The following is a 16,091-nucleotide window of genomic DNA, read 5'->3' on the forward strand; positions in this document are numbered from 1 at the left end:
GGCCGGGGCCGCTCAGGCCCCGACGGCGGCGGGCAGGCGCTCTCCGACGAAGCTCGCCAGGTCCACGAGGCGGTTCGAATACCCCCACTCGTTGTCGTACCACGAGATGACCTTGACGAGCGTGCCGTCCATGACGGACGTCGACTTCGCGTCGACGATGGCGCTGGCCGGGTGTCCCGTGAAGTCGACGGAGACGAGCGGCTCCTCGGTGTATTCGAGCACGCCGTCGAGCGGCCCTTCCGCGGCCTCGCGGAACGCCGCGTTGATCTCGCCGGCCGACGTGTCCCGCGACACGGTGGCCACGAGGTCCACGATCGACACGTCCGGCGTCGGCACGCGCATCGCCATGCCGTCGAGCTTCCCCCTGACCTGCGGGAGGACGAGGCCCACGGCCTTCGCCGCGCCCGTCGTCGTGGGGATGATCGAAAGCGCGGCGGCGCGGGCGCGCCGGAGGTCCTTGTGCGGGAGGTCGAGGAGCTGCTGGCCGTTCGTGTACGCGTGGACCGTCGTCATGAGGCCGCGCTCGAAGCCGAAGCGATCGAGCAGGACCTTCACGACCGGAGCGATGCAGTTGGTCGTGCAGCTCGCGTTCGAGATCACGTCGTGCCGCGCCGGGTCGTATTCGTCCGCGTTCACGCCCAGCACCAGGGTGATGTCCGGCTCGATGCCCGGCGCGGAGATGAGGACCTTCTTCGCCCCGGCGCTCAGGTGCCGGGTCGCATCTTCCCGCTTGCGGAAGATCCCGGTGGATTCGATGACGATGTCCACGTCGAGTTCCCGCCACGGGAGGTCGGCCGGGTCGCGTTCGGAGAAGACGCCCACGCGCTCGTCCCCCAGCACGAGTTCTGCTCCGTCCACGCGGACCTCGCCGGGAAAGCGCCCGTGCACGGAGTCGTACTTGAACAGATGGGCGAGCGTCGCCCCATCCGTGAGATCGTTTATCGCGACGAAGTCAAGGTCCCCGCGCGGGTTCTGGAGCGCCGCGCGGAGGATGTTCCGGCCGATGCGGCCGAAACCGTTGATGGCAACCCTCACACTCATTCGGATTCCTCTCGGGAAGGATTAAGGGGGAGCAAAGTCCGGGCAAAACTAACGGTGGCGACGCTGCGGAATCCAGCCTCGGCCAGCGTCTCGGCGCAGGCGATCGCGGTGGCTCCGGTCGTGAGCACATCGTCGACGATGATGGCGCTCCGGCGCCCGTCCGGGAGGCCGGCACGCAACCGGAAGCGACCCTGTACGTTCGCGCGGCGCAGCGCCCCGCCGACGCCCGCCTGACGGCTGCCCCCCGGACGGCGGTCGAGGAACGGGCCCAGCGACCCGACGCCGCGGTCGGCCAGCGCGCGGGCCAGCTCCCCGGCCTGGTTGAAGCCCCGTTCCCGCCGCCGGGCCGGCGTGAGCGGCACCGGGATCAGCCAGGTCGCGCCTTCGCCGAGCCGGGACGCCATCACCTCGGCGGCCGGAGCCATGCGCGCGGCCATCCACGGGGCGAGGGAGCGCCAGCGGTCGTACTTCAGCGCACGCACCGTCCGGGCGGCGAGGCCCTCGAAGGCGAAGGGGGCGTCGGCCGCCACCAGGACGTCGGGCCACTCCTCGCACGTGCCGCACCGCACGAGCTCGCCGGCCGCGGCGGCGATGTTGCCGAGCGGCTGGGCGCAGCGGCGGCAGCGGGGACTCGCCAGTCGAGGGAGCCGGGACCGGCACAGGGCGCACAGCGGCGGGCCATCGGGCGCGACGCCGCGGCGACACCCCACGCACGCCGCGGGCACGAGAGCATCGAAGGCCGCGGCGGCGGCTCGGCCCAGGAGGCGGAGCCGGCCGGCGCGCGCCACCGCCCTCACGCGGCGTTCGATCCGTCCCCTGGTTCCGACGCCGTCCGCGACGCGAGTTCCGCCACGGCCGCCTCTCGCATCGCATCGAACGGGGCCTCGCGGCCGGGGAACCAGCGTTCGAGGGAGAGCGCCGCCTGGCCCACGAGCATGTCGAGCCCGCCGGCGGCCGGGATTCCGAGGGCACGCGCGTGTCGAACCCACGCCGTCCCGCCCGCTGCATACACCATGTCGAAGGCGGCGCCGAACCGGACCCGGTCCGCGCTCCGGTCCAGGTCGAGGGGGAGCGGATCCCCGGGCGAAAGCCCGAGGCTCGTCGAGTTCAGCACGAGGTCGTACGCCGCGCCGGAGCGCGGCCCCGCGACGACGCGCACGGCATCCACCGAGCCGTCGGCGTCGGTCGCGCGGGCCAGTGCCCGATCGCGCAGCGCGCGTGCCCGAGCCGGGGTCCGGTTGAGGATTTCGACGGACGATGCGCCGCCTTCGAGCAGCGCGTGGACCGCCGCCCGGGCCGCGCCGCCGGCGCCCAGCAGAAGGACGCGCGCGCCCCCGGGGTGGAGCCCGAGGCGGGAAAGGGCCCCCTGGAGCCCGCCGACGTCCGTGTTGTCGCCGGCGAGTTCGCCATCCGGTCGCCGCCACCAGCAGTTGCACGCCCCGGTCGCCCGCACCGCGGCGCTCGGCCGCGCGAGCGCCCGGGCGGCTCGGAGCTTGTGGGGGAGCGTCACGTTTCCGCCCGCCAGATCCGCGCTCCGCATCGCCGGCCCGACCTCGTCGGGAGCGGTCCGCCGGGCCACGTATTCCGCGTCGAGTCCGAGGATCTCGAAGGCCGCGCGGTGCATGGCGGGCGAGATCGAGTGCCGCACGGGATCCCCGAGGAGCGCGAAGCGGAGCGTCACGACCCGGACCCTTCGCGCCCTCCCCGTTCTTCGCCGAGCGCGTCGAAGAGCCCCTGCATGGCCCGCGTCAGCAACTCCCGGGTCGCCTCGTACGTGTCGAGATCTCCGCCGTACGGGTCCGGGACGCCGCTCCCCCTCCACTCGTCATCCGCAGACAGGAAATCCGTCATGACGCGGATGGCCGCATGCGGAGCCAGGCGCGCGGCCCCCCGGGCATGGGAGGCCTCCATGCCGATGACCAAGTCGGCCCACTCGACCAGTTCGAGCGAGAGTTCCCGTGAGACGTGCCCCCCGAGGTCGAGTCCGTGGGCGGCGGCGACCGCGATTCCGGGACCCGAGGCCGGCTGGCCGGGAAACGCGAAGGTGCCCGCTGATGCGCAGCAGACCTCCGCCCACCCGCGCGCGTCCGCTTCCGCCCGCGCGATCACCTCCGCCAGCGGGCTGCGGCAGATGTTGCCGGTGCAGACGAAGAGGAGGTTCACGTGGGCCGCCTCCCGACAGCGTGCGGGGACCCGGGAGGGTGGGCCGAGAGGACCCGGGCGACCTCCGTCGCCGGCACGGCCCCTTCCCGCAGAACCTCGACCGCTTCCCCCGCCGCACGCACGAGCGTCGACGGGGTCGACCCGCTGGCGAGGTCGCCGGCGTCGAGCCAGCCGACGGCACCGTGCTCCGGCCCGATCCCCGACAACGCGGCGCGGGCCGCGCGGCGGGTCCGCGCCGGCGCCTCCCCGGTAACGTTCAGGCTCGTGGACGTCAGCAGCCCGCCGGCCCGGTCGAGGAGGCGTCGCACGACCGGATGGGGGTCGACGCGCACGGCGACGCCGGTATCGGTCCCGTCCTCCAGCACCAGGGTGAGCGGCCCCGGCCAGAAGGCGTCGGCGAGCCGGCGCGCGGCCTCCGGCCACCGTGCCCCCGGCAGCGCCCGCCGGAGCGTCTCGGGGCTCGCGGCGAGCCGGATCAGCGGCCCCGGCGGCCGACGCTTGATCGCGGCGATCCGCGCGTCGACATCCGGCCACGGCCGGCCGCCCAGCCCGTACACCGTCGAAGTCGGGTGCGCCACCACGCCTCCGGCATCGAGCAGCGCCGCGGCCCGGTCCAGCGCCTCATCCCCCGTAGCCAGCGCCCGGCCCGGCCCGGCGGTCCCCGAAGCGCTCGTCCACTCGCGCCATTTCACCACGTCGAACCCGTTCCCGCACCCGTCCATGACACTAGTTCCCCGCAGCGATCAACCCGGTCTCAACCATGGCGCGCGCGAGCGCCAGGTCGCGCGCGGTCGTGATCTTCAGGTTCGCCGGATCCCCTTCCACCGTGGAAACGTCGATGCCGAGCCGCTCGCACAGCAGCGCGTCGTCCGTCATGGCTGCGGCGTCCTGCGCTTCCCACGCGCCCGCATCGTCGAGCGCGTGGGTACGGTTCAGAACCGCGACCGGAAACCCCTGAGGGGTCTGTACGCGGCGGAGCCGGTCGCGCGGCACCGTCTCCTCGATCCAGCCTCCCTCGTCTACCCGCTTCACCGTGTCCTCGACGGCGATCGCCGGCACGACCGGCCCGTTCCGGGCCCCGTCCACGACGCGGGACACGAGTTCGGCCGACACGAACGGACGCGCCCCATCGTGCACGAGCACGGTCTCGACGTCTCCCGCAAGCGCCTCTACGCCGGCACGCACGGAATCGGCCCGAAACACCCCGCCCGGCACGACGAGAACCCCCTCCGGAAGCCAGGCCGGGGGCGAGGCCGCCCTCGGCGGCGACAGCACGACCACGACCCTGTCGACGTCGGGATGGTTCATGAGCGTCCGCACCGACCAGGCGAGCACCGGCATGCCGCAGAGGTCGACGAACTGCTTCGGCCGCGACGCGCCGAAGCGATGTCCCTGCCCCGCCGCGACGACGACGGCCCCGACGCCGCGGGCGGCCGCCGGGCCTGCCGCCGGCACTAGTCGGGTTCCGGACGGCGGCTCACGGATTCGAACGCCGTGAAGGCCTTGTGGAAATAGAGTTCGACGGTGCCGGTGGGCCCGTTGCGCTGCTTGCCCACGATGAGTTCGGCCTTCCCCGCCAATCCCCGTTCCTCCACCTCTTCCGGCTTGCGGTGCATCTCCTCGCGGAAGATGAAGAGGACGACGTCCGCATCCTGTTCGATCGCGCCCGACTCCCGCAGGTCGGAGAGCCTTGGACGGTTCCCTTCGCGCTGTTCTGGCGCCCGCGAGAGCTGCGAGAGCGCGAGGAGCGGCACGCCGACCTCCTTCGCGATCGCCTTCAGCGACCGGGAGATCGCGCTGATTTCCTGTTGGCGGTTCTCGATCCGCGCTCCGCCGGACATCAGCTGCAGGTAGTCGAGCACGACGAGCCCGACGCCGACTTCCGCGTGCAGACGCCGCACCTTGGCGCGGAGTTCGATGGGCGAGATCGCGGGCGTATCGTCGATCCAGATCGGGGCCGTGTTCAGGTGCCCGGCCCCGCTCGCCAGCCGCGTGAAGTCGTCGGAATTCAATCGCCCGGTCCGGATCCGGCTCGAATCCACCTTGGACTCCGCGCTCAGCATCCTCTGGACGAGCGACTCTCTCGACATTTCGAGCGAGAAGATCGCCACCGGGACGTCCTCGCCGATCGCCGTATGCTGGGCGATGTTCAGCGCGAGGGCCGTCTTGCCCATCGAGGGGCGCCCGGCGAGGACGACGAGGTCGGCCGGCTGGAACCCCGCCGTCATGCGGTCGAGATCGGTGAACCCGGACGCGACGCCGGTGATCGTGCCCGGGTTGCGCACGAGTTCGTCGATCCGGTCCATCGTCGAGCGCAGGACTTCCTTGATGCGGACGAAGGTCCCGCGCTGCTCCGCCTGCGAGATCTCGAAGATCCTCTGCTCCGCGCGGTCGAGCGTCTCGTCGACTTCGCCCGATCCCGCCTCGTAGGCGTCCTGGATGATCTCGGTGGCGCTGGAGATGAGCCGCCGGAGCACCGTCTTGTCGCGGAGAATCCGGCAGTGGTGGCCGACGTTGGCCGCGGTGGGGACCGCGTCCACGAGTCTCGCGAGGTAGGCCATCCCGCCGACGGCGTCGAGTTCCGCGGCCGTCTGCAGTTCGTCCGCGAGCGTGACGGCGTCGATCACGTCGCCGCGCCCGTACAGGCGCACCATGGCGCGGAAGATCCGGCGGTTGCCTTCCCGGTGGAAGGCGGAATCGTCGATCTGTTCGAGGGCGACGGCCACGGCGTCGCCGTCGATGAGCATCGCCCCGAGGACCGAGATCTCGGCCTCCTCGGACCAGGGCGTGCGCCGGGCCTCGATCGCGTCGCTGGGGAGGCTGATCGCCGTGTCAACCACCGCGGGCCTCGCGATCTCCGACGCCGTCGAGCATGCGGCGCACGATCTGCAGATCCTCCCACGTCGGCCGGATCCAGCCCGGGTTTCGGAGCAGCGCCGCCGGGTGGTACGTGGCGACGACGGGATACCCGGAATAGCGGTGCACGGTGCCGCGGAGCCGCCCCAGCGCGGACTTCGTTTCGAGCAGCGTGCGCGCGGCGAAGGCGCCGAAGGCGATGATCACCTCGGGTTCGATGAGCGCGAGCTGCCTCAGGAGATAGGGAGAGCAGGCCGCGACCTCCTCGGGGAGCGGATCGCGGTTCCGGGGGGGCCGGGACTTCAGCACGTTGCAGATGTAGACGGATTTCCGCGGAAGCCCGATCGACAGCAGCAGGCGGTCGAGCAGGCCGCCGGCGCGGCCGACGAAGGGGCGGCCGGTCTCATCCTCGCGCGCCCCGGGCGCCTCCCCGACGCACACGACGCGGGCGTCCGCCGCGCCCTCGCCGAACACCGGGTTCTTTCGCGATTCGTGGAGCGTGCAGCGAGTGCAGGAGGCGACGAGCGCGGCCAGGGTTTCCAGGTCCGGCGCCTCCGCGATCTGCGGCCCCGTCGCGACCTCCGGCCCCTTCGCCGCGGGGTCCGGGCTCGGCTCCCGTCCGCGCGACCGGCGGCGTCCGCCCGCGCCGCGCGACGGGCGGAAGCCAGGCCGCGGATGACCTCTTCGCGCGTCGCATGTTCGAGCATGAGCGCGTTCCCTTCCGCGGAGAGCGTCTGCTCGAGGAAGGCGCGAGCGAGCGTCCGGGCGTCGGCGTCCGGCGGGCTCACCCCGCCGCCGCCGGGATCGAGGCCTCGACCCGGTCGAGCAGCGCGTCCGCCAACTCGGTCTTCTTCGCCAAAGGCAACTCCTCGACCTGGCCACTCCGGTCGATCAACGTGATGCGGTTCGTCTCGGACTCGAATCCCGCGCCGGGCTCCACGGCCGAGTTCACGGCGACCAGGTGCATGCCCTTCCGCTCGAGCTTCTCGCGTCCGCGGGCCAGAAGGTCCTCCGTCTCGAGCGCAAAACCCAGAGTAAAGATTCCCTTCCGTTCGCGGAACGCCCGCGTCTCCAGCAGCAGGTCCGGTCCCGCCCGGAGCGTGAGTTCGAACCCCTTCCCGGCCCCGCTCTTCCTGATCTTCGAGTCCGCCGCCCGGGCCGGCTCGAAATCGCCGACGGCGGCGGCCATCAACAGGATGTCCGCATCGGTCAACGCGGTCTCCAGCGCGGCCAGCATCTCGCCCGCCGTCTCGACCTCCACCACGTCGGGCCCCGTGGGTCGCGGCAGGCGACTGGGTCCGCTGATGAGGGTGACGTCGCCCCCGCGCCGCCACGCGGCCTGGGCGAGCGCGAAGCCCATGCGGCCCGACGAGCGGTTCGTGATGAAGCGGACGGGGTCCAGCGCGGCCCTCGTCGGCCCCGCCGTCGCGACGACCTTCCGGCCGCGCAGACCGGTCGCCGTTTCGAGCGCCCGCCCGATGCGCGGCAGGATCTCCTCCGGCTCCAGCAGCCGCCCCGGCCCGCTTTCCCCCTCCGCGAGCGGACCATCGGCCGGCCCCGCGATCCCGTAGCCGACCCCGGCCAGCCGCGCGACGTTCGCCTGCGTGATCGGATGCTCCCACATCCGCGTGTTCATCGCGGGGCAGACGATGACCGGCGCGCGCGAGGCCAGCACGGCGGTCGTCGCCAGGTCGTCCGCGGCCCCGGCCGCGAGCCTGGAGATGAGGTTGGCCGTCGCGGGCGCGACGACGACGACATCGGCCTCGAGCCCGAGATCCAGGTGCGCCATGGGCCGGTCCCACAGCGACGCGTGCACCGGACGGCCCGTAATCCCCTCGAAGGTGACGCGTCCGATGAAACGCTCGGCCGACGCGGTGAGGATGACCTCGACCCCGGCCCCGGCCTCGATCAGGCGGCGGGCGAGGATCGCGCTCTTGTACGCGGCGATCCCGCCGGATACGACGAGCAGCACGCGACGACCATCAAAGGGCCGCACGGGCTAGCAGTCCGGCAGGGGTTTCGCCACGGGCTGCTGCTAGGGAATCAGGGTGGGGCGCGCCCGGACCAGCCGGTATTGCAGCTTCTTCTCCTCCGAGGTCAGCGCGTCCGCGGCGACCGTGGTCAGCTTCTCCGCGCCGTACGGCGAGCGTTCGAGCGGGAGGGCGTTGAGTTCGCGCGCATACTTCGCGGCGACGAGCACGCCCAGATACTTGTTGGTCGCCGCCTTCGCCACGGCGTCCGGGGTAAACACCTTCATTCTATTTCTCCCTCGACCCTCACGGTCCAGCGGGTTTCGTCGCATTCCGTGCCGCGGTCCGTCGCCGAACCGCGCCCAGCCATGAATCTACCACATGCGTCACAGGGCATCCAACTCCCCGATGATGCGTCTCACGTACCGCCACTCCGCCGCTCCGAGCCGGCGGCCGGGCACGAGTCCCTCCGCCACCACCGCCGACACCTCGTCGACCGCGTCCTCGATGCGGTCGTTGACGACCAGCCGGTCGAACTCCGCCGCGGCCTCCAGCTCCGATCGCGCGTTCCCGAGCCGGCGCCGGAGCTGCTCCGCGCTCTCGCTGCCCCGCCCCCTGAGCTGCCGCGCAATCCGCTCGCCGGTGGGCGGGACGATGAAGATGGAGAGAACTTCCGCGACGGTCTGCCACACCTGGCGAGCCCCCTGTACGTCGATGTCCAGCAGGAGATGGGCGCCCGCTTCCCGCGCGCGGCCGAGGTTGTCGCTCGGCGTACCGTACCGTTCGCCGTGGACCGTTGCGTATTCGAGCATGGCCCCCGAGTCCACCAGCGCCTCGAACCGGCTGCGCGAGACGAAGCGGTAGTCCACGCCGTCCCGTTCGCCCGCGCGCGGCGCCCGCGTCGTCATCGAGACCGAGAACACGAATCCGGGAGAGCCGGCTCCCGCGAGCAACCGATCCCGAATCGTCGTCTTCCCCGCTCCGGAGGGTCCGGAGAGAATGACGGGAAAGAGGGAACGGGACCCGGATTCCGCGGGGCTCACTCGACGTTCTCCACCTGTTCCCGGAGCCGCTCGATCTCGTTCTTCGCTTCCACCACGAGTCTCGAGATTCGGGAGTCGTTCGCCTTCGCGCCCAGCGTGTTGAACTCGCGCTGCAACTCCTGAACAAGAAAGCCGAGCCGCCGCCCCACCGGCTCGTCGACCGGGGCCTCGAGGAACTCCTCGAAGGCCTCCACGTGCGACCGGGCCCGCACGAGTTCCTCGCTGATCTCCCAGCGGTCGGCGATGAGCGCGATTTCGCGCAGCAACCGGTCCTCATCGAGGCTCTTCCCGGCCAGGTCCGCGACCGCGTCACGGAGCCGGCGTCGCTCGCGCTCGAGCCGCTCCGGCGCCAACGCCTCGGCACCATCGATGGCCTTCCCGAGCCCCGCCAGCCGTCCCCGAAGGTCGACCTCGAGCCGAGCCCCCTCGCGGTCCCGCATCTCCACCAGCAGGTCGAGCGCCTCCGCCGCCGCCTGCTTCACATCGTCCGTCTCCGGCACGAACTCGGCGCCCTCGCCGCCCGCCCTCCGGAAAATCCCGCCCACGCCCAGCAGCGAAGCCATGTCCGGTTCGCCGGACACCCCGAAGTCGTCCCGGAGCCGTCGGCACGCCTCGAGCACCTCCCGCACGCGCGCCTCGTCCAGGCTCGCGCCGCCCGCCTCGGGCGTGCCCTCCACGCGGACGAAGAGGTCCAGGCGGCCGCGGCGCGCGCGGGATTCCGCGAGGGCGCGAAGGTCACCCTCCGAGCGCTCCACCCCGGGCGGCGCCTTCACCACCACCTTCAGCCCGCGCGAATTCACGGAGCGCGCTTCGACGGTGACCGTCCCGGTCTCCCGCGTCACGGTCGCCGAGCCGTAGCCGGTCATGCTGCGAATCACTTCGATCTCTCCCGCCGCGGCGCCCGCGCGGTCAATTGAAGAAGTCCCAACGAAGTCCGTATACGTTGAGCTGCCGCGGGAACCCCGCCCCCTGAAAATCGCCGAGTCGAGCCGCCCCCAGGTTGCCGAAACGCCAGAAGAAACGAAAGTCGGCGATCTTGAACATCAGGTGCCCGCCCATCCAGCTGTCCGCCTCCAGCATCACCGGGTCGGGCGAGCCGGGGACGGGGACCAGCCGCTCCCCGCGGCGGTCGATGTGCAGGGACAGCCATATCCGGAGGTTCTCATCGAAAAAGGTGTCGGTCAGGTACAGCTCCGTGCGGAACAGGCGGTCGGGCAGGAAGAGGGTCTCGGCCCCGCGGGAGTCGAACTTTCGCCACGAAGCGCGGAGGCGGATCGGCTCCACGCCGCGAAGCAGCACGCCGAGGGGCACGACCGGCCCGTCGAAGCGCACCTCCAGCGACGTGATGTCCACCTCCCCCGAGTCCGCGACGACGAGCCGGTCGAAGGGGGCGCCGAAGCCGACCTGTCGGTCCAGCCACTGCTCCGAGTAGCGGCCGCCGAGGTTGAACGGCCCGATCTCGAAGGCCGCGGAGGCGCCGCGGGAATCGAACCGCAGGCTGTCGGCGAGCGGGAATTCCGCTGTCCCGAGGCTGTCGAGCCCGGGATGCTGCGGGAAGCCGACGCCCCGGGTTCCCTCCGCGGTGAAGGCCCGCAACTCGATCGGAAACAGGAGCGTGTCCCGGAAGGCGATCCCCGCCCGCCAGGACTCCGTCGGAAACTCGTTCCAGCTCGCGAGTTCCGCCCCACCCTCGAGCGCGAAGGGGCCGATGGGCTGCCAGGCGGAGAGATCCGCGAGGCGCGAGGCGTAGGCGTCGCGCCCGGCGAAACGGAGGCCCATCGAGATCCCTCCCGAGCCGGGCCGGGCCGAGAACCGCAGGCCGACGCCATCCGCGCCCCGCTGCGGCGGCGAAACGCTGTCCGGGAGGTTTTCGACGACATCCGTGAAGCTCGTGGCCTGTCCGTAGGCTTCGACCTGGGCCCGCTCCCCGAGGTTCGCCCGCGTCCGGAGCACGAATTCCCGGCGCGAGAAATTGAGCGTGTCGAGCCCGGTGCGCTCGATGGTCTCCGAACGATACGCGAACTGAACCCCGAAATCGTTCGAGCGCGGCATCCACGAGAAGCGGCCCTGCACCGCGAAGCGGTCCTGGTCGTTCTGCCGGTCCCGGACATCGTACCGCTCGAAGGAGGCTTCGACGTTGGACGCGCCGCCCAGCGAGTTGGCGAAGACGGCGTCGAGGATCTCGGAGCGCGGATCCCCGGTGATCCCGCTCACCCGCGAGTAGGCCTGGACCCCGTCGTGGCGGATGAGGTCGACGTCGATGACGAGGCCGTCCGCGCCGCGATACACGCGCACCCGGTCGACGTAGTTCAACGATACGCGACGGAGGTCCGCCTGGGTTCGGGAGAGGGGGAGGACTTCGCGGCCGTCGATGTAGAGGGTCGCGAGCCCCGGTCCGAAGCCGCCGTCGAACACGTGGTGCGGCCCCTGGTAGAACTCGCCGCGAACGCCCGTAATGCCCGGAACGTGCTCGAGCAGGAGTTCAATGAGGGTGAACGAGGGGGACGAGTGCACGCACTCCCGGTCGCAGTCGAAGATCTCGTGCGTGGGGCCGCGCAGGCCCGTCAGCCGCCCCGGAAAGCTCTGCGCCCGCTGCCGCAGGCTGTCGGCGAACGCGGCGAGGACGGAATCGGGCACGACCTCCAGGCTGTCCGAAACCGGCGGCAGGCTGTCCGGGACGGGCGGGTCCTGGGCATGCGCCGCGGAGACGCCCCCGGCCGCGAGCAGCAGCGCGCCCAGCAGCCCGTGGCGAACCCCTGCGCCGGCGCCCGGGGCGCCGACGAAGATCTTCGTCACTCTCGCTCGCGGACGCGCAGCCATTCGTGGACGAGCCGGACCCCGACCCCGGTGGCTCCCTTCGGCTGCCAGCCGCGGGCCTCCTTCGCCCACGCCGTACCCGCGATGTCGAGGTGGGCCCAGGGCACGTCGTCCGACACGAACTCGCGCAGGAACCAGCCCGCGGTGATCGTGCCCGCGCCGCGACCGCCGATGTTCTTGATGTCGGCGATATCGGAGTCGAGTTGCGCCCGATACGCCTTCCACAGCGGCAGGGGCCACGTCCGTTCCCCCGTCGCCTCGCCGGCCTCCGACAGCTCGTCCGCGATCCCCCCGTCGTTCGCGAGCACCGCCACCGCGTGGTGGCCGAGGGCGATGACGCAGGCCCCGGTCAGCGTGGCCATGTCGACGATCGCCACCGGATCGAGCCGCTGCGCGTAGGTCAGGGCGTCCGAAAGGATGAGGCGGCCCTCCGCGTCCGTGTTGATGACCTCGATCGACTTGCCCGAAAGGCCGCGGATCACGTCGCCCGGCTTCACCGCATCCCCCGCCGGGAGGTTCTCCGTCGCGGGCACGAGGCCGATCACGCGCTGCGGGATATCGAGGCGCGCCGCCGCGATGAGGACGCCGAACACGGCCGCCGCGCCCGCCATGTCGTACTTCATGTCCTCCATCCCCGAGGCGGGCTTGAGCGAGATGCCTCCCGCATCGAAGGTCACGCCCTTGCCGACGACGATGACGGGATCGCCGCCCGACCCCTCGTGCTCCATCTCGATGAAGCGCGGCTCCTCGACGGACCCTCGGGCCACGGTGAGGAGGCCGCCGAATCCTTCCTCCTCCAGCTGCGCCCGGTCCCGCACCTCGACCCGGAAGCCGTGTTCCTCCGCCAGCCGCTCCGCCTCCGCCGCGAGGTAGCGCGGGGTCGCCACGTTGCCCGGCAGGGTCACGAGTTCGCGCGTCGCGTTCTGCGCCTCGGCGAGCACACGGCCCCGCCGCACGGCGGCCGCGACCTCGCGGTCGGCCTCGCTCCCCGAGATGAGGACCCGCTCTTCGGGCGCGGCGGTGCGGCCTTCCGCATCGCGGAGCCCGTCGTAACGCCAGTCACCCAGCGCAAGCCCCTCGGCAGACGCCTGCCACACGGTCCCGTCCGCCGTCTCCGGCACGCGGAACCCGACGGACCCGAGGCCGCGCTCGCGCGCCGCCCTGACCCCGGCTCCCGCCGCCCGCCGGCACGACTCGGCCCGCGGCCGCGCTCCGGCGTCGAGGCGAACGACGAAGACATCCGGCGCCTCCGCCGCCCCGAGCCGCGCCCAGCCCGACGCTTCCCCGGAGCGGCCGTGGCCCTCCAGCCACGCCGCCGCCGGGCCTTCCCACCACTCTCCCGTCGACTCCGCGTCATCGAACCACGGGACCACGAGAGCGTCCAGTTCCCGTTCGACGGGGATCCCCGAGCGTATCTCCACCGACACCTTCCTTGTCTCGACCCTTGTCTCAACGAAAGAAGCGGGCTCGGCAGCCCTCTGAAGGCCTGCGGCCCGCTTCCGTTGGCGTGTTGGCCGGCGCCGGACGCGGCGGGTTCCGGCCCTTTCCGCGACTTCGGCTCAGCGCTCGTCCATCGGCACCCAGCGCAGGTCCATCTCACCCACATACTCCGCACGCGGCCGAATGAGCCGGTTGTCGGCGTGCTGCTCCATCACGTGCGCCGTCCAGCCGCCCATCCGCCCCATCGCGAAGAGCGGCGTGTAGAGGTCGATCGGAATGCCCAGCGCGTAGTAGACCGTCGCGCAGTAGAAGTCGACATTCGGATTGATCCCCTTCTCGGAGATCATCCGGTCCTCCAGGGCGCGGGACATCTCGTAGAACTTCCCGAGACCCGCCTGCTGCGTGAGCACGCGGGACATCTCGCGCAGGTGCGTCGCCCGCGGATCCTCCGTCTTGTAGACGCGGTGGCCGAAGCCCATGATCTTCCGCTTCTCGGCGAAGGCCCGGTCGAGCCACGGTCCGACGTTCTCCGTCTCGCCGATCTCGAGCAGCGTGTGCATGGCCCTCGCGTTCGCCCCGCCGTGCAGCTCGCCCTTCAGCGCCCCGACGCCCCCGGTCACGGCCGAGTGCATGTCCCCGAGGGTGGCGGCGATAACGCGGCAGGCGAAGGTCGACGCGTTGAACCCGTGGTCGAGGTACAGAAGCAGCGTCCGGTCGAGCGCATCAACGGCTTCCTCCGTGCCGGGCTCGCCGTTCGCCATCCGCACGAAGTCGGCGGACAGCGAGAGCGACGGGTCGGGCTCCAGCGGCTCCAGCCCCTGCCGAATGCGGTGTATCGCCGCGATGATCGTCGGGGTCCGCGCCACGAGCCGCTCCGCCTTGCGCCGGTTCGCCGCCCTCGAGTTGTCCTCCGCGTCCGGATCGTACACGCCCTCGAGGGAGACCCCGGTCCGCAGCGCGGCCATCGGCACGGTCTCCGCCGGGAGATCCTTCAGCCCGTCTATCGTTCTCGGATCCAGCGCCCGCTGCGCGGCAAGCGCCGCCTCGAACTCGTCGAGTTCCGAACGCCCGGGCAGCCGCCCGTTCCAGAGCAGGAACACGCTTTCCGGGAACGAGACGTTCGGCGCGAGTTCGTGGATGTTGTAGCCCCGATAGACGAGGATGCCTTTGAGTCCGTCAATGAAGCTGAGGTGGGTCTGCGAGGCGACGACGCCTTCCAGTCCTTTCCCGGCGGCGGCGGTCATTCTGTCACGAGGCCTTTCGGTATGGCGCGGAGGCTTCCGCGCGGGCGGTCAGCAGCCCGTGGCAAAAGCCCCGACGCAGGGTTTTGCCACGGACCGCTATCGGATAGCGGGATCGAGTTTTGCCTTCTTGAAGTGCTTCTTGAGATCATCGAGACTGAGCTGCTCGAACGAACCCTGCGGGAGCCGAAGCCGCCGCTGGGTCTGGTACGGATCGGAGAAACAGACGAACACGACCGCCTCGAAATCGTCGGGCGGAGCCTTCTCGTTCGGGTCGGGCCAAAAAACCTCGCGGGAAGCGAGCCATGCTTTCCACCGGCGGCCGTCGTCATCCTGGAAGGTCTTTGTCATTTCCACCTCTGGCGGCCGGCACGCGTCGCTCGCGAACGGGCGACGGGACGTTTCCGGCCTGGATACGCATTCATCGCAGCCAAGAAAGATAGCGTGCGATCACGGCATCGGGAAGAAGTTCGCGTCTCGGAGGGACCGGCGAATGCGGTCGGATTCGGTCAGCCCGGCGGGACCTCCCGGTCCGGCGCATCGGGCGCGGGGAGCCGGCATGCGAACGCGAAACCGCCACCCATGAGAAGACCCACGAGCAGCCCGAGCAGAATCGTCACGAGGACGTAGTACAGTGTGATTGTCATGGGGGAAGAATGTCGGATCGGACCGCGGATGTCCAGCGCTCGCGGGCCGCGGCAAAACTCCGCGTCAGCGCCGGGAGCGGCGCAGGCGGCGGAGGACGCGCTGCTGGAAGGCGATCCGTTCCATGACCCGGTCGACGATCTGTTGCGCGTTCTTCCGCGAGCGGCCCTCGGCGGCCAGGTCGTCGTACCGCACGGGCCGGCCCACGTAGATCGAAACCCGCTGTCCGATCCGCGGCAGGCGGGAACCGATGGGAAGGACGCGATCCAGTCCGTCCAGCGTGATCGGGACGACGTGCGGGCGGGTTTGGAGGATGACCATACCCGCGCCGGCCCGCCCGCGTCCGACCCGCCCGTTCCGTGAGCGCGTCCCCTCGGGGAAGAGCGTCAGGATTCCGGCTCGAAGCACGTTTGCGGAGCGGATCATCGCGCTGAGGTCGCGGCGGCCGCGCCGCACCGGGATGCACTGGAACTGGTGGAACACCCAGCCGAAAAACGGGTTCCTGAAGAAGTTCTCCGCGGCGGCCGCATTCCAGGGCGCGAGGTGGGGCCTGAATGTCTTTTCGGGAAAGAACAGGTAATAGGCGATCGGAAACGAGTCGATCATCGATTGGTGATTCGAGAGGACGAGCGTGTTCGGGAGGTGGGGGACGCGTCGCCGTCCATAGACCCGCGTTCGGTTGAGTAGACCGAAGAGGAGGAAGACGCAGGGGGGCGCCACGATGTTCGTAATGAACCATCGCGTGACCGGCGTCAGCCACCGCGTGATGGGGCCCGGGGCCCAGTCCGGGGGCGATGCGCTCGCCCGTTTCGGGTTCTCGCGATCCATTATCGCCTGAGAGTAGGTTGCCTCGGAATCGGCGGGAAGGCCGGACG

At 71.1% G+C, this 16,091-nt stretch carries 18 protein-coding genes; all 18 read right to left on the reverse strand.

What is annotated here, in order from left to right:
• Positions 1 to 12: 12 nt before the first annotated feature.
• Entirely contained in the window at positions 13 to 1,041 is a 1,029-nt protein-coding gene (gap, locus tag ACOGI9_RS06065; protein WP_419858971.1) for a type I glyceraldehyde-3-phosphate dehydrogenase, read from the reverse strand.
• Positions 1,038 to 1,838 (reverse strand): ComF family protein, encoded by an 801-nt coding sequence (locus ACOGI9_RS06070; protein WP_419858972.1) that lies wholly within the window; start codon positions 1,836 to 1,838, stop codon positions 1,038 to 1,040. Before ACOGI9_RS06070 ends, gap begins: the two co-directional genes overlap by 4 nt.
• The gene (locus ACOGI9_RS06075) at positions 1,835 to 2,722 is read right to left on the reverse strand and encodes a shikimate dehydrogenase family protein (protein WP_419858973.1); all 888 of its coding nucleotides are present in this window, start codon (positions 2,720 to 2,722) and stop codon (positions 1,835 to 1,837) included. Before ACOGI9_RS06075 ends, ACOGI9_RS06070 begins: the two co-directional genes overlap by 4 nt.
• Positions 2,719 to 3,204: a low molecular weight protein arginine phosphatase gene (locus tag ACOGI9_RS06080; RefSeq protein WP_419858974.1), complete on the reverse strand. Its 486-nt coding sequence runs from the start codon at positions 3,202 to 3,204 to the stop codon at positions 2,719 to 2,721. The genes ACOGI9_RS06075 and ACOGI9_RS06080 overlap by 4 nt, the downstream gene beginning before the upstream one ends.
• The gene (locus tag ACOGI9_RS06085) at positions 3,201 to 3,926 is read right to left on the reverse strand and encodes an L-threonylcarbamoyladenylate synthase (protein WP_419858975.1); all 726 of its coding nucleotides are present in this window, start codon (positions 3,924 to 3,926) and stop codon (positions 3,201 to 3,203) included. Before ACOGI9_RS06085 ends, ACOGI9_RS06080 begins: the two co-directional genes overlap by 4 nt.
• Positions 3,927 to 3,930: 4 nt before the next feature.
• Positions 3,931 to 4,659 (reverse strand): 2-C-methyl-D-erythritol 4-phosphate cytidylyltransferase, encoded by a 729-nt coding sequence (ispD, locus tag ACOGI9_RS06090; RefSeq protein WP_419858976.1) that lies wholly within the window; start codon positions 4,657 to 4,659, stop codon positions 3,931 to 3,933.
• Positions 4,659 to 6,044, reverse strand: coding sequence for a replicative DNA helicase (gene dnaB, locus ACOGI9_RS06095; protein WP_419858977.1), 1,386 nt, complete (start codon positions 6,042 to 6,044; stop codon positions 4,659 to 4,661). Before dnaB ends, ispD begins: the two co-directional genes overlap by 1 nt.
• Positions 6,037 to 6,942 carry a uracil-DNA glycosylase gene (locus ACOGI9_RS06100; protein WP_419858978.1) on the reverse strand — a complete coding sequence of 302 codons (906 nt, stop codon included), beginning with the start codon at positions 6,940 to 6,942 and terminating at the stop codon, positions 6,037 to 6,039. The genes dnaB and ACOGI9_RS06100 overlap by 8 nt, the downstream gene beginning before the upstream one ends.
• Positions 6,845 to 8,032: a bifunctional phosphopantothenoylcysteine decarboxylase/phosphopantothenate--cysteine ligase CoaBC gene (coaBC, locus tag ACOGI9_RS06105; RefSeq protein WP_419858979.1), complete on the reverse strand. Its 1,188-nt coding sequence runs from the start codon at positions 8,030 to 8,032 to the stop codon at positions 6,845 to 6,847. Before coaBC ends, ACOGI9_RS06100 begins: the two co-directional genes overlap by 98 nt.
• A 63-nt stretch (positions 8,033 to 8,095) precedes the next feature.
• Positions 8,096 to 8,317, reverse strand: a complete 222-nt coding sequence (locus tag ACOGI9_RS06110; RefSeq protein WP_310778587.1) for a hypothetical protein — start codon at positions 8,315 to 8,317, stop codon at positions 8,096 to 8,098.
• A 99-nt stretch (positions 8,318 to 8,416) separates the two neighbouring features.
• Positions 8,417 to 9,073, reverse strand: coding sequence for a guanylate kinase (gmk, locus tag ACOGI9_RS06115; protein WP_419858980.1), 657 nt, complete (start codon positions 9,071 to 9,073; stop codon positions 8,417 to 8,419).
• Positions 9,070 to 9,951: a YicC/YloC family endoribonuclease gene (locus ACOGI9_RS06120; protein WP_419858981.1), complete on the reverse strand. Its 882-nt coding sequence runs from the start codon at positions 9,949 to 9,951 to the stop codon at positions 9,070 to 9,072. The genes gmk and ACOGI9_RS06120 overlap by 4 nt, the downstream gene beginning before the upstream one ends.
• A gap of 31 nt (positions 9,952 to 9,982) precedes the next feature.
• Complete coding sequence (locus ACOGI9_RS06125; RefSeq protein WP_419858982.1) at positions 9,983 to 11,869, reverse strand: hypothetical protein; 1,887 nt, start codon at positions 11,867 to 11,869, stop codon at positions 9,983 to 9,985.
• Complete coding sequence (locus ACOGI9_RS06130) at positions 11,866 to 13,311, reverse strand: leucyl aminopeptidase (RefSeq protein WP_419858983.1); 1,446 nt, start codon at positions 13,309 to 13,311, stop codon at positions 11,866 to 11,868. The genes ACOGI9_RS06125 and ACOGI9_RS06130 overlap by 4 nt, the downstream gene beginning before the upstream one ends.
• A gap of 138 nt (positions 13,312 to 13,449) precedes the next feature.
• On the reverse strand, positions 13,450 to 14,574 hold the full coding sequence (locus tag ACOGI9_RS06135; protein ID WP_419858984.1) for a citrate/2-methylcitrate synthase: 1,125 nt from the start codon (positions 14,572 to 14,574) through the stop codon (positions 13,450 to 13,452).
• Between the two features lie 96 nt (positions 14,575 to 14,670).
• Complete coding sequence (locus ACOGI9_RS06140; RefSeq protein ID WP_419858985.1) at positions 14,671 to 14,928, reverse strand: hypothetical protein; 258 nt, start codon at positions 14,926 to 14,928, stop codon at positions 14,671 to 14,673.
• Positions 14,929 to 15,080: 152 nt separating this feature from the next.
• Positions 15,081 to 15,218 carry a hypothetical protein gene (locus ACOGI9_RS06145; RefSeq protein WP_419858986.1) on the reverse strand — a complete coding sequence of 46 codons (138 nt, stop codon included), beginning with the start codon at positions 15,216 to 15,218 and terminating at the stop codon, positions 15,081 to 15,083.
• A gap of 64 nt (positions 15,219 to 15,282) precedes the next feature.
• On the reverse strand, positions 15,283 to 16,044 hold the full coding sequence (locus ACOGI9_RS06150) for a lysophospholipid acyltransferase family protein (RefSeq protein ID WP_419858987.1): 762 nt from the start codon (positions 16,042 to 16,044) through the stop codon (positions 15,283 to 15,285).
• Positions 16,045 to 16,091: the final 47 nt, after the last annotated feature.

Source organism: Candidatus Palauibacter irciniicola (assembly GCF_965208695.1).
GTDB classification, from domain to species: domain Bacteria; phylum Gemmatimonadota; class Gemmatimonadetes; order Palauibacterales; family Palauibacteraceae; genus Palauibacter; species Palauibacter irciniicola.